The organism is Streptococcus salivarius (assembly GCF_000785515.1).
In the GTDB taxonomy this organism is placed as follows: Bacteria; Bacillota; Bacilli; order Lactobacillales; family Streptococcaceae; genus Streptococcus; species Streptococcus salivarius.
Genome location: NZ_CP009913.1, coordinates 2,099,739 through 2,112,250, shown reverse-complemented (window position 1 = coordinate 2,112,250; position 12,512 = coordinate 2,099,739). Strand labels below are relative to the sequence as shown.

Genomic DNA, 12,512 nt, shown 5'->3' with positions numbered 1-12,512 from the left:
TTTTCAATATGAAAAGTTCTTACAAATTCATGTAGGGGGCAGTTTAATATCGAAAAGAGACTTGATTGTAGGTCTCTTTTTTTTTATTTTTCTAAGAAAGAACTCACTTTAAACAGAACTTTACGTGCTTGTTTGTCCAAACGAGAGTTGTTCCAAATGATAATTCCTTCTAAGATATATGCTTTGTGTTATGATATTAGTCAGGAAACAGAATTGAAAAAGGAGACCTGTATTGAAAATTGCAATCATTGGCTATAGCGGCTCTGGAAAGTCTACTTTGGCAAACTTTTTAGGTCAACACTACAATTGTGAGGTTCTTCATTTAGATAAAATTCATTTCACATCAAATTGGCAAGAGCGAACAGTTGATGAAATGACTGACGATATATCAACATTTATGCTACAACGTGATTGGATTATTGAAGGGAATTACTCGGCCTGTCTTTATGAAGAACGCATGAGGGAAGCTGACTGTATTGTCTATTTCAACTTTAACAGAGTTAATTGTCTCTATCGGGCATTTAGGCGCTATTTAACATATAGGGGAAAGACACGTCCTAGCATGGCAGAAGACTGTAATGAAAAATTTGATTTTGCATTTGTGAAATGGATTTTATTAGACGGACGTTCTAAAAAATATGTCGAGCAATATAATGTAGTTATTAAAAATTATTCTGACAAGACAATTATTTTAAAGAATCAAAGGCAGTTAAATCATTATATGAAGCAGGTTAAATAGCTAGTAGAATTATTTAGTCATAAAATAGCTGGTAGTTTTACATAAAATACACAGTAAGCAACCAGTCGCAAACCGAGACATAACTGTCAGAATATTTCGTAAGAAGCGCTTTCAACGTTGAACAAATAGCCTTTTTTCTGCTATAATAAACTGTAACGCGAAACTTGTGGGTGAAATTCCCACCGTGAAGTTTTTCAAGAAAGGTGGGGACAGCCTCGTAAAGGTGGAGCTGTCCGTTATCAAAATAATATGACATCAGTAGTTGTTGTGGGTACCCAGTGGGGTGATGAAGGTAAAGGGAAAATTACAGATTTCCTAAGTCAAGATGCCGAAGTGATCGCACGTTATCAAGGTGGAGACAATGCAGGTCACACGATTGTTATCGATGGTAAGAAATTTAAATTGCACTTGATTCCATCAGGTATTTTCTTCCCAGAGAAAATCTCTGTTATCGGGAACGGTGTAGTGGTCAATCCTAAATCACTTGTCAAAGAGTTGGAATATCTTCATGCCGAAGGTGTGTCAACAGAGAGCCTTCGTATTTCTGACCGTGCGCACGTTATCTTGCCGTACCATATTAAACTTGATCAACTGCAAGAAGCTGCTAAAGGTGATAATAAGATTGGTACAACTAACAAAGGTATTGGTCCTGCCTATATGGATAAGGCTGCGCGTGTAGGTATCCGTATTGCAGACCTTTTGGACAAAGAAATCTTTGCTGATCGTTTGAAAACAAACTTAGCTGAGAAAAACCGTCTTTTCAGTAAGATGTATGAATCTGAAGAATTATCATTCGAAGAGATTTTTGAAGAGTACTATGCTTATGGACAACAAATTAAGCAATATGTCACAGATACATCTGTAATCTTGAACGACGCTCTTGATGCAGGCAAACGTGTCCTCTTTGAAGGAGCTCAAGGGGTTATGCTTGATATTGACCAAGGTACTTACCCATTTGTAACGTCATCAAACCCAGTTGCGGGTGGTGTTACAATCGGTTCAGGTGTTGGTCCATCTAAAATCAACAAGGTCGTTGGTGTATGTAAGGCCTATACGAGTCGTGTTGGTGATGGTCCTTTCCCAACTGAGTTATTTGATGAAGTGGGTGAACGCATCCGTGAAGTTGGTCATGAATATGGAACAACAACTGGACGTCCACGTCGTGTAGGATGGTTTGACTCAGTGGTGATGCGCCATAGCCGTCGTGTATCAGGTATCACAAACCTCAGCTTGAACTGTATCGATGTTCTCTCAGGTCTTGACACTGTAAAAATTTGTGTAGCTTATGATCTTGATGGTGAGCGTATTGATTACTACCCAGCTAGTCTTGAGCAATTGAAACGCTGTAAACCAATCTATGAAGAATTGCCAGGTTGGGAAGAAGACATCACAGGTTGCCGTAGTTTAGATGAGCTTCCTGAAAATGCTCGTAATTATGTTCGTCGTGTTGGTGAATTGGTAGGTGTACGTATCTCTACTTTCTCTGTAGGACCAGGACGTGAACAAACAAACATTCTTGAAAGTGTTTGGTCAAATATCTAAAGCCAACAAAAGGAGAATCTAGGAAACTAGGTTCTCTTTTCTCACGCCTTAAACTTATGGATTAATATGAATGTTGCAACTATTAAAAAAGGTTACTAATTTTTCGATATGATTAGGAGAGAAACCTTTCTATTTGATTAGTTTTTCGGTATAATATGGATTGATTAAATGAAAATTAATGAGAACCTACTTTCATGATTTAAAAGTGTGTTCGTAATTTTGACAAAGAAAATAAGTGAGCATATCTCTTAATAGCTTTGGGCAAGAGGTGAATAATGAAGAAGATTGTATTTGTTTGTCTGGGGAATATTTGTCGTAGCCCAATGGCAGAATTTGTGATGAAAGAGCTGGACCAAGGAGAGTCTTTGCATATCGAAAGTCGCGCGACATCTTCATGGGAGCATGGAAATCCAGTTCATCAAGGTACCCAAAAGATTTTAAGGAAATATGCTATTTCTTTTGACTCTTCCAAGGGCTCACAGCAGATTAGTCAGGCTGATTTTGAGTTCTTTGATCTAGTTGTGGGAATGGATGAGTCAAATGTTGAGGATCTTCTACAGATATCTGCAGGGCATTATGACGATAAAATCAAGCTTTTCAGACCTGGTGGAGTGCCGGACCCATGGTACACAGGTGACTTTGAAGAAACATATAAATTGGTAACTGCAGGTTGTCGAGACTGGTTACAGTGGATTAAGGATAGACAATGAATTTTAAACAACTAAAGGATTTTGATTTTAAAAATATTGATATTGACCGAAATCAATTTGAGCGTATCACAGTAGGGGTTATTATTTTATGTGCCCTGTCCTTGTTTTTGGTGACTATAAAAACGCAACATTCTATCAAGATTGATGGGACTAAGATTACCTATAAAGGTCAGATGCAGAACCACCGTTTGAATGGTCAAGGAACTTTGACCTATGACAATGGTGATACCTACACAGGAGAATTTAAGAATGGTTCCTTTAATGGTCAAGGAACCTTCAAATCTCATGAGGGTTGGATTTATCAAGGTGAGTTCAAGTCTGGCCAAGCCGATGGCCAAGGAAAATTGACTACTGAAAATAAGGTTACCTACAAAGGGAAATTTAAACAGGGGATTTTTAAAGGATGAGAATTAACTGGTTTTCTTATATTCGTGTGACAGGACTATTTTTGGTTCTGATCTATCATTTCTTCCCAAGTGTTCTTCCTGGGGGCTTCATCGGTGTTGATGTCTTCTTTACCTTCTCAGGGTATTTGATTACAGCGCTTTTGATCGATGAGGTATCTCGGACGCATCGCATTGATTACCTTGGTTTTATGCGACGACGCTTCTACCGGATAGTACCGCCACTTGTGTTGATGGTGCTTATCTGTACCCCTTTGGCACTCTTGGTTCGAAATGATTTTATTGCAGGTATTGGACGTCAAATTACCTCTGTTATCGGTTTTGTAACTAACTATTATGAGATTCTGACTGGAGGAAATTACGAGAACCAGTTTAACCAGCATATTTACCTCCATACATGGAGTCTGGCTATTGAGGTTCACTATTATATTCTTTGGGGTGCCTTGCTTTGGTTCCTAGCTAAGCGTGTCAAACACCAAAATCAATTTAGAGGCCTAGTCTTTATGGTATCTCTTGCCTGCTTTATGGTGAGCTTCCTATCAATGTTTATTAGTGCTTTCTTTGTTGATAGTTTTTCTCGCTTATATTTCTCATCAATTACGCATGCCTATCCATTCTTCCTAGGTTCTCTCTTTGCGACACTTTCAGGTGTGTATGAAACGACCGCTAGGTTCAAGAAAAATATACGTCTTTGGACTCTGAAAAAGACAGTCCTTTATATGGCAGGAAGTTTTGCCTTGCTCGTATTGTTGGGCTTAGTCCTTCATTTTGAGGAACGCATCACCTACCTATTTGGTTTTGTTTTGGCTAGTTTGTTCACGGCTGTTATGATTTACTCTGCCCGTGTCCTCCATGAGAAATTGCCTGGAAAATCAGAGCCTGCTCTTATTAGTTATCTGGCAGAAATCAGCTATAGTGTCTATCTTTTTCACTGGCCACTATATATTATCTTTAGTCAATTGACCAATAATATTATTGCAGTCATTCTGACAACGATTCTGTCAATTGTTTTTGCGACACTTTCCTACTATATAATAGAGCCATTTATTGCAGGAAGAAAGGCCAGTCTCTTTGGAATAGACTTAGACTTGACGCCGTACCGACATATTGTGCTTTATGTATTTAGTGGTCTTACCTTAATTACAGTGCTTATTTCTCTCTTTGCGCCGGCTGTAGGGAACTTTGAGAAAGATTTAGAAGCTAATGGGTTGTCGCAAGCTCAGACTAAAATGAAATTAACTCGTACAAATGCGGAGAACAGTCAGGCTACTTCATTTGGTGTGAATAAGGGAGTGACAGTTTTAGGGGACTCCGTAGCTCTTAGATCAAAAGATCAGCTGGAATCAAGTATTGATAATGTCGCTATAGATGCAGTAGTCAGTCGTAACCTATCAACAATCAACGATTTGCTTAAAGATTACGCGGATAGTAATGCTCTTGCTAAGGATGTTGTCATTGCTGGTGGTGTTAATGAGATTGACGACTATAAAGGCGTTATTAATAAAATCATCAAGAATTTACCTAAGGGTCACCATATTATCTTTGTAACACCATATAATGGAAGTAAATCTGGTAACGAGGCTCAATCTTTGCTTCAGTTACGTAAGTATGAGTTAGAGATGGCGGAGAAATATGACTTTGTGACAGTTGCTGACTGGTATCAAGTGGCTAAAGAAAATATTTCTATCTGGAATGGTACAGATGGGGTTCACTTTGGATCTGATAGCGACTCAATTAACCGTGGCGCTAAACTCTATACTAAGACAATTAAAGAAGCTATAGAGAAAGCTGATAAGGCACCAGTTAAGGGTGGTAAGAAATAATTAAGAGAGAAGACAAGTCTTGTCTTCTTTTTTATGGACAAATTTTGACTGCATTTTTTGTTTTGTGCTAAAATAAGCCTATGGCAAGAATATTAGATAATGATTTACTAGGAGATGAAGAGTATGTTGAGCGTACCCTTCGTCCTCAGTACTTTAAGGAATACATTGGTCAAGATAAGGTTAAAGACCAATTAAAGATTTTTATAGAGGCAGCTAAACTTCGTGATGAAGCCCTAGATCATACTCTTTTGTTTGGTCCTCCAGGTTTGGGGAAAACAACTATGGCTTTTGTGATAGCTAATGAGATGGGCGTCAATTTAAAGCAGACGTCTGGGCCAGCAATTGAAAAGGCTGGTGATTTAGTTGCTATACTCAATGACTTGGAGCCAGGTGATATCTTATTTATTGATGAGATTCACCGGATGCCTATGGCAGTTGAAGAAGTTCTTTATAGTGCTATGGAAGATTACTACATCGATATCATGATTGGTGCAGGCGAAACAAGTCGTAGTGTCCATCTAGAGTTACCACCGTTCACATTAGTAGGTGCAACTACTCGAGCAGGTATGTTGTCAAATCCATTGAGGGCTCGCTTTGGGATTAATGGTCATATGGAATATTATGAGCTACCAGATTTGAAGGAAATTATTGAACGTACTTCAGAAATCTTTGACATGACTATAACACCTGAAGCTGCTCTAGAGCTAGCACGTCGTAGCCGTGGGACCCCTCGTATTGCTAACCGCCTACTTAAGCGCGTGAGAGACTATGCACAAATCATGGGTGATGGCATCATTGATGATAAGATTGCAGACAAGGCGTTGACTATGTTGGATGTGGACCATGAAGGACTAGATTATGTCGACCAAAAAATTCTCCGCACCATGATTGAAATGTATGGTGGGGGACCAGTTGGTCTAGGTACCTTGTCAGTTAATATTGCAGAAGAGCGAGAAACGGTAGAAGATATGTACGAACCCTATCTAATTCAAAAGGGATTTATTATGCGAACACGAACAGGACGTGTTGCAACGGTTAAAGCCTATGAACACATGGGGTACGACTACACTCAAGAAAGTTGATAAAAAATCCATCGAAGATGGATTTTTTTGTTTAGGCAAAAAAGAAAATAAAGAAAAAGAAAAAAAACTTAAAAAATCCCTTGCAATGAGTAGGTTCTTTTGTTATTATATTATGGTGCTGTAAATACAGCGCTTAGCTATGATACAAGAGGTTGCGACACGCCTGGTTGCACTGCCACGCAATCCGTGTTGGTTTTCTTGAGGAGCTAGCCTATTATCTTAAATAGACGAAAGAGGAGAAAAAATGGCAAACAAAAAAATCCGTATCCGTTTGAAAGCTTACGAACACCGTACGCTTGATACAGCGGCTGAAAAAATCGTAGAAACTGCAACTCGCACAGGTGCGACAGTTGCTGGGCCAGTTCCACTTCCAACTGAACGTAGTCTCTACACAATTATTCGTGCGACTCACAAATATAAAGATTCTCGCGAACAATTTGAAATGCGTACACACAAACGTCTTATCGACATCATCAACCCAACTCAAAAAACAGTTGACGCTTTGATGAAACTTGATCTTCCAAGTGGTGTGAACGTAGAAATCAAACTTTAATTTAAAGCTTGATTCATTGAGCATAAAAAACGCTCGTTAAAAACTTTTTTTGAGCATAAAAAACGCTCATAAAAAACTTTTTGAAAAAACAATAAAGTAAAGGAAATATTTTCTCATGACAAAAGGAATCTTAGGGAAAAAAGTGGGAATGACTCAAATCTTCACTGAAGCAGGTGAATTTATCCCTGTTACTGTCATCGAAGCTACTCCAAACGTTGTGCTTCAAGTTAAAACTGTTGAAACAGACGGTTACGAAGCAGTTCAAGTTGGTTTTGACGACAAACGCGAAGTATTGAGCAACAAACCTGCCAAAGGCCACGTAGCGAAAGCTAACACAGCTCCTAAGCGCTTCATTCGTGAATTCAAAAACATTGAAGGCTTGGAAGTTGGGTCAGAAATCACTGTTGACACATTCGAAGCTGGAGATGTTGTTGACGTAACTGGTACTTCAAAAGGTAAAGGTTTCCAAGGTGTTATCAAACGCCATGGTCAATCACGCGGACCTATGGCTCACGGTTCTCGTTACCACCGTCGTCCAGGTTCAATGGGACCTGTTGCGCCTAACCGTGTTTTCAAAAACAAACACTTGGCAGGACGTATGGGTGGCAACCGTGTGACAATTCAAAACCTTGAAGTTGTACAAGTTATCCCAGAGAAAAACGTTATCCTTATCAAAGGTAACGTACCAGGTGCTAAGAAATCTCTTATCACTATCAAATCAGCAGTTAAAGCTGCTAAATAATAAGAAAGGAGAAATCAGTTAAAAATGGCAAACGTAAAACTATTTGACCAAACTGGTAAAGAAGTTAGCACAGTTGAACTTAACGACGCTATCTTCGGTATCGAACCAAACGAATCAGTAGTATTTGATGTCGTAATCAGCCAACGTGCTAGCCTTCGCCAAGGTACTCACGCGGTTAAAAACCGTTCAGCAGTATCAGGTGGTGGACGTAAACCATGGCGTCAAAAAGGAACTGGACGTGCTCGTCAAGGTTCTATCCGCTCACCACAATGGCGTGGTGGTGGTGTTGTCTTCGGACCAACTCCACGTTCTTACGGATACAAACTTCCTCAAAAAGTTCGTCGCCTTGCATTGAAATCTGTTTACTCAGCTAAAGTTGCAGAAGATAAATTTGTAGCGGTTGAAGCTCTTTCATTTGCAGCTCCAAAAACTGCTGAATTCGCAAACGTTCTTTCAGCTCTTAGCATCGATTCTAAAGTACTTGTTATCGTTGAAGAAGGAAACAAATTCGCTGAACTTTCAGCACGTAACCTTGCAAACGTAACTGTTGCAACTCCTGCAACTGCAAGTGTACTTGACATCGTAAACGCAGATAAACTTCTTGTTACTAAAGAAGCTATCTCATCAATCGAGGAGGTTCTTGCATAATGAATTTGTATGACGTAATCAAAAAACCTGTTATCACTGAGAAATCTATGGTTGCTCTTGAAGCAGGAAAATACACTTTCGAAGTTGATACACGTGCACACAAACTCTTGATCAAACAAGCAGTTGAAGCTGCATTTGAAGGTGTTAAAGTTGCTAGCGTGAACACTGTAACTGTTAAACCAAAACAAAAACGTGTTGGACGTTACACTGGTTTCACTTCAAAAACTAAAAAAGCTATCATCACTCTTACAGCTGATTCTAAAGCAATCGAGTTGTTTGCAGCTGAAGCTGAATAATCAAAGGAGAAATTAACGTGGGTATTAAAGTTTATAAACCAACGACAAATGGCCGTCGTAACATGACTTCTTTGGATTTCGCAGAAATCACTACAAGCACTCCTGAAAAATCATTGCTTGTTTCTCTTAAGAACAAAGCTGGTCGTAACAACAACGGTCGTATCACTGTACGTCACCAAGGTGGCGGACACAAACGTCACTACCGTTTGATTGACTTCAAACGTAACAAAGATGGCGTTGAAGCAGTTGTTAAAACAATTGAGTATGATCCAAACCGTACTGCAAACATCGCTCTTGTACACTACACTGACGGGGTTAAAGCTTACATCATCGCACCTAAAGGTCTTGAAGTAGGTCAACGTATCGTTTCAGGTCCAGATGCGGATATCAAAGTTGGTAACGCTCTTCCACTTGCAAACATCCCAGTTGGTACAGTTATCCACAACATTGAGCTTCAACCAGGTAAAGGTGCTGAACTTATCCGTGCTGCTGGTGCATCTGCTCAAGTTTTGGGTCAAGAAGGTAAATACGTACTTGTTCGTCTTCAATCAGGCGAAGTTCGTATGGTTCTTGGTACATGTCGTGCAACTATCGGTACTGTAGGTAACGAACAACAATCACTTATCAACCTTGGTAAAGCCGGCCGTAATCGCTGGAAAGGTGTTCGCCCAACAGTTCGTGGTTCTGTAATGAACCCTAACGATCACCCACACGGTGGTGGTGAAGGTAAAGCACCAGTTGGACGTAAAGCGCCATCTACTCCATGGGGTAAACCTGCGCTTGGTCTTAAAACTCGTAACAAGAAAGCTAAATCTGACAAACTTATTGTTCGTCGTCGTAACGAAAAATAATTTAGTCGCTTAGCACATAACATCCGCCAACTCGGTAGCACTTCTTAGTGCAAGCCGCTGTGGTACATTTAATTTAAAGGAGAAAACTACAAAATGGGACGTAGTCTTAAAAAAGGACCTTTCGTCGATGAGCATTTGATGAAAAAAAGTTGAAGCTCAAGCAAATGACGAAAAGAAAAAAGTAATTAAAACTTGGTCACGTCGTTCAACGATTTTCCCAAGTTTCATCGGATACACTATCGCAGTTTATGATGGACGTAAACACGTTCCTGTTTACATCCAAGAAGACATGGTAGGTCACAAACTTGGTGAATTTGCACCAACTCGTACTTACAAAGGTCACGCAGCTGACGATAAGAAAACACGTCGTTAATAGGAGGAGGACACAATGGCAGAAATTACTTCAGCTAAAGCAATGGCTCGTACAGTGCGTGTTTCACCTCGTAAAACACGTCTTGTTCTTGATCTTATCCGTGGTAAGAACGTTGCTGATGCAATCGCAATCTTGAAATTCACTCCAAACAAAGCAGCTCGCATTGTTGAGAAAACTCTTAACTCTGCTATCGCTAACGCAGAAAACAACTTTGGTTTGGAAAAAGCTAACTTGGTAGTATCTGAAACATTCGCAAACGAAGGACCAACAATGAAACGTTTCCGTCCACGTGCGAAAGGTTCAGCTTCACCAATCAACAAACGCACAACTCACGTAACAGTAGTTGTGTCAGAAAAATAAGGAGGTAAACTCGTGGGTCAAAAAGTACATCCAATTGGTATGCGTGTCGGGATCATCCGTGACTGGGATGCGAAATGGTATGCTGAAAAAGAATACGCAGATTACCTTCACGAAGATTTGGCAATCCGCAAATTCATTCAAAAAGAACTTGCAGACGCTTCAGTTTCAACTATTGAAATCGAACGTGCTGTAAACAAAGTTATTGTTTCACTTCACACTGCTAAACCAGGTATGGTTATCGGTAAAGGTGGATCAAACGTTGACGCTCTTCGCGCTCAACTTAACAAATTGACTGGAAAACAAGTACACATCAACATCGTTGAAATCAAGAAACCTGATTTGGACGCTCACCTTGTTGGTGAAACAATTGCTCGCCAACTTGAGCAACGTGTTGCTTTCCGTCGTGCACAAAAACAAGCTATCCAACGTGCAATGCGTGCTGGAGCTAAAGGAATCAAAACTCAAGTATCAGGTCGTTTGAACGGTGCAGATATCGCCCGTGCAGAAGGATACTCTGAAGGTACAGTTCCACTTCACACACTTCGCGCTGATATCGATTACGCTTGGGAAGAAGCTGACACAACTTACGGTAAACTTGGTGTTAAAGTTTGGATCTACCGTGGAGAAGTTCTTCCAGCTCGTAAAAACACTAAAGGAGGCAAATAACAAATGTTAGTACCTAAACGTGTTAAACACCGTCGTGAATTCCGTGGAAAAATGCGCGGTGAGGCTAAAGGTGGTAAAGAAGTATCATTCGGTGAATACGGTCTTCAAGCTACAACTAGCCACTGGATCACAAACCGTCAAATCGAGGCTGCTCGTATTGCCATGACTCGTTACATGAAACGTGGTGGTAAGGTTTGGATCAAGATCTTCCCACACAAATCATACACTGCTAAAGCTATCGGTGTACGTATGGGTTCTGGTAAAGGGGCACCTGAAGGTTGGGTAGCACCAGTTAAACGTGGTAAAGTAATGTTCGAAATCGCAGGTGTTTCTGAAGAAGTTGCACGTGAAGCGCTTCGTCTTGCTAGCCACAAATTGCCAGTTAAATGTAAATTCGTGAAACGTGAAGCAGAATAAGGAGAAGACATGAAACTTGAAGAAATCAAAAAGTTTGTTGCTGAGCTTCGTGGCTTGTCTCAAGAAGAGCTTGCTAAAAAAGAAAACGAACTTAAGAAAGAACTTTTCGACCTTCGTTTCCAAGCTGCAGCAGGTCAACTTGATCAAACTGCCCGTTTGAACGAAGTGAAAAAACAAATTGCACGTGTTAAAACTGTGCAATCTGAAATCAAATAATAGATTGGGAAAGGAGCAATTCTAATAATGGAACGTAATCAACGTAAAACCCTTGTTGGACGCGTAGTATCTGACAAGATGGATAAAACAATCACAGTTGTAGTTGAAACTAAACGTAACCACCCAGTCTATGGTAAACGTATCAACTATTCTAAAAAATACAAAGCACATGATGAAAACAACGTTGCTAAAGAAGGCGATATCGTTCGTATCATGGAAACTCGCCCACTTTCAGCTACAAAACGCTTCCGTCTTGTAGAAGTTGTGGAAGAAGCTGTTATTATCTAATAAAACTAAAAGGAGACAATTGAAATGATTCAACAAGAAAGTCGCTTAAAAGTTGCTGATAATAGCGGTGCTCGTGAAATCTTGACTATCAAGGTTCTTGGTGGTTCAGGACGTAAATTCGCTAACATCGGCGACGTTATCGTTGCAACTGTTAAACAAGCTACACCAGGTGGAGCTGTTAAAAAAGGTGATGTTGTTAAAGCTGTTATCGTTCGTACAAAAACTGGTGCTCGCCGTCCAGACGGTTCATACATCAAGTTTGATGACAACGCTGCAGTAATCATCCGCGATGACAAAACTCCTCGTGGAACTCGTATCTTTGGCCCTGTTGCACGTGAATTGCGTGAAGGTGGATACATGCGTATCGTATCTTTGGCGCCAGAAGTACTTTAATCTGAATTAACACAAACTTAGTCCCCTGATATATTCAGGGTGCCCATTAGGGCGTAAGAAATAATAGGAGAAATACTCAAATGTTTGTAAAAAAAGGCGATAAAGTTCGCGTTATTGCTGGTAAAGACAAAGGAACTGAAGCAGTAGTTCTTAAAGCTCTTCCAAAAGTAAACAAAGTTGTTGTTGAAGGTGTTGCAATCATCAAAAAACACCAAAAACCATCAGCAGAAAACCCTCAAGGTGCTATCGTGGAAAAAGAAGCACCAATCCACGCTTCAAACGTTCAAGTTCTTGACAAGAACGGTGTAGCTGGACGTGTAGGTTACAAAGTTGTTGACGGCAAAAAAGTTCGTTACAACAAAAAATCAGGCGAAGTGCTTGACTAATCACGAAGGAAAGGAGAAAGTAT

At 40.0% G+C, this 12,512-nt stretch carries 18 protein-coding genes and 1 pseudogene; all 19 read left to right on the top strand.

Going from position 1 to position 12,512, the window contains the following annotated elements:
* Positions 1–232: 232 nt before the first annotated feature.
* The 19 genes and pseudogenes from SSAL8618_RS09825 (at position 233) to rplX (ending at position 12,489) form a co-directional block, all read left to right on the top strand.
* Positions 233–739, top strand: coding sequence for a DNA topology modulation protein (locus SSAL8618_RS09825; protein WP_022495839.1), 507 nt, complete (start codon positions 233–235; stop codon positions 737–739).
* Positions 740–988: 249 nt separating this feature from the next.
* Complete coding sequence (locus SSAL8618_RS09820; RefSeq protein ID WP_037601293.1) at positions 989–2,281, top strand: adenylosuccinate synthase; 1,293 nt, start codon at positions 989–991, stop codon at positions 2,279–2,281.
* Between the two features lie 275 nt (positions 2,282–2,556).
* The gene (locus SSAL8618_RS09815) at positions 2,557–2,991 is read left to right on the top strand and encodes a low molecular weight protein-tyrosine-phosphatase (protein WP_022496078.1); all 435 of its coding nucleotides are present in this window, start codon (positions 2,557–2,559) and stop codon (positions 2,989–2,991) included.
* Positions 2,988–3,398 carry an MORN repeat-containing protein gene (locus SSAL8618_RS09810; RefSeq protein WP_002885750.1) on the top strand — a complete coding sequence of 137 codons (411 nt, stop codon included), beginning with the start codon at positions 2,988–2,990 and terminating at the stop codon, positions 3,396–3,398. The genes SSAL8618_RS09815 and SSAL8618_RS09810 overlap by 4 nt, the downstream gene beginning before the upstream one ends.
* Entirely contained in the window at positions 3,395–5,218 is a 1,824-nt protein-coding gene (locus SSAL8618_RS09805) for an acyltransferase family protein (RefSeq protein ID WP_038676887.1), read from the top strand. The genes SSAL8618_RS09810 and SSAL8618_RS09805 overlap by 4 nt, the downstream gene beginning before the upstream one ends.
* A gap of 80 nt (positions 5,219–5,298) precedes the next feature.
* Positions 5,299–6,300, top strand: coding sequence for a Holliday junction branch migration DNA helicase RuvB (gene ruvB, locus SSAL8618_RS09800; protein WP_002887068.1), 1,002 nt, complete (start codon positions 5,299–5,301; stop codon positions 6,298–6,300).
* A gap of 244 nt (positions 6,301–6,544) precedes the next feature.
* Positions 6,545–6,853, top strand: a complete 309-nt coding sequence (gene rpsJ, locus SSAL8618_RS09795; protein ID WP_002885653.1) for a 30S ribosomal protein S10 — start codon at positions 6,545–6,547, stop codon at positions 6,851–6,853.
* Positions 6,854–6,968: 115 nt separating this feature from the next.
* Positions 6,969–7,595, top strand: coding sequence for a 50S ribosomal protein L3 (gene rplC / locus SSAL8618_RS09790; protein ID WP_002885755.1), 627 nt, complete (start codon positions 6,969–6,971; stop codon positions 7,593–7,595).
* A 24-nt stretch (positions 7,596–7,619) separates the two neighbouring features.
* On the top strand, positions 7,620–8,243 hold the full coding sequence (gene rplD, locus SSAL8618_RS09785; RefSeq protein ID WP_002885795.1) for a 50S ribosomal protein L4: 624 nt from the start codon (positions 7,620–7,622) through the stop codon (positions 8,241–8,243).
* Positions 8,243–8,539 carry a 50S ribosomal protein L23 gene (locus SSAL8618_RS09780; RefSeq protein WP_002885771.1) on the top strand — a complete coding sequence of 99 codons (297 nt, stop codon included), beginning with the start codon at positions 8,243–8,245 and terminating at the stop codon, positions 8,537–8,539. Before rplD ends, SSAL8618_RS09780 begins: the two co-directional genes overlap by 1 nt.
* Before the next feature lie 17 nt (positions 8,540–8,556).
* Positions 8,557–9,390 (top strand): 50S ribosomal protein L2, encoded by an 834-nt coding sequence (gene rplB, locus SSAL8618_RS09775; protein ID WP_002885867.1) that lies wholly within the window; start codon positions 8,557–8,559, stop codon positions 9,388–9,390.
* 93 nt (positions 9,391–9,483) lie between these two features.
* Positions 9,484–9,763 (top strand): annotated as a pseudogene (gene rpsS, locus SSAL8618_RS09770) (30S ribosomal protein S19).
* A gap of 15 nt (positions 9,764–9,778) precedes the next feature.
* Entirely contained in the window at positions 9,779–10,123 is a 345-nt protein-coding gene (gene rplV, locus SSAL8618_RS09765; RefSeq protein WP_002887063.1) for a 50S ribosomal protein L22, read from the top strand.
* Between the two features lie 12 nt (positions 10,124–10,135).
* Positions 10,136–10,789: a 30S ribosomal protein S3 gene (gene rpsC, locus SSAL8618_RS09760; RefSeq protein ID WP_002885727.1), complete on the top strand. Its 654-nt coding sequence runs from the start codon at positions 10,136–10,138 to the stop codon at positions 10,787–10,789.
* A gap of 3 nt (positions 10,790–10,792) precedes the next feature.
* Positions 10,793–11,206 carry a 50S ribosomal protein L16 gene (rplP, locus tag SSAL8618_RS09755; RefSeq protein WP_000960950.1) on the top strand — a complete coding sequence of 138 codons (414 nt, stop codon included), beginning with the start codon at positions 10,793–10,795 and terminating at the stop codon, positions 11,204–11,206.
* A 9-nt stretch (positions 11,207–11,215) separates the two neighbouring features.
* The gene (rpmC, locus tag SSAL8618_RS09750; protein WP_002885754.1) at positions 11,216–11,422 is read left to right on the top strand and encodes a 50S ribosomal protein L29; all 207 of its coding nucleotides are present in this window, start codon (positions 11,216–11,218) and stop codon (positions 11,420–11,422) included.
* A 27-nt stretch (positions 11,423–11,449) separates the two neighbouring features.
* The gene (gene rpsQ / locus SSAL8618_RS09745) at positions 11,450–11,710 is read left to right on the top strand and encodes a 30S ribosomal protein S17 (RefSeq protein ID WP_002885836.1); all 261 of its coding nucleotides are present in this window, start codon (positions 11,450–11,452) and stop codon (positions 11,708–11,710) included.
* 24 nt (positions 11,711–11,734) lie between these two features.
* Positions 11,735–12,103: a 50S ribosomal protein L14 gene (gene rplN / locus SSAL8618_RS09740; protein WP_002885711.1), complete on the top strand. Its 369-nt coding sequence runs from the start codon at positions 11,735–11,737 to the stop codon at positions 12,101–12,103.
* 80 nt (positions 12,104–12,183) lie between these two features.
* Positions 12,184–12,489 carry a 50S ribosomal protein L24 gene (gene rplX / locus SSAL8618_RS09735; protein ID WP_002885874.1) on the top strand — a complete coding sequence of 102 codons (306 nt, stop codon included), beginning with the start codon at positions 12,184–12,186 and terminating at the stop codon, positions 12,487–12,489.
* Positions 12,490–12,512: the final 23 nt, after the last annotated feature.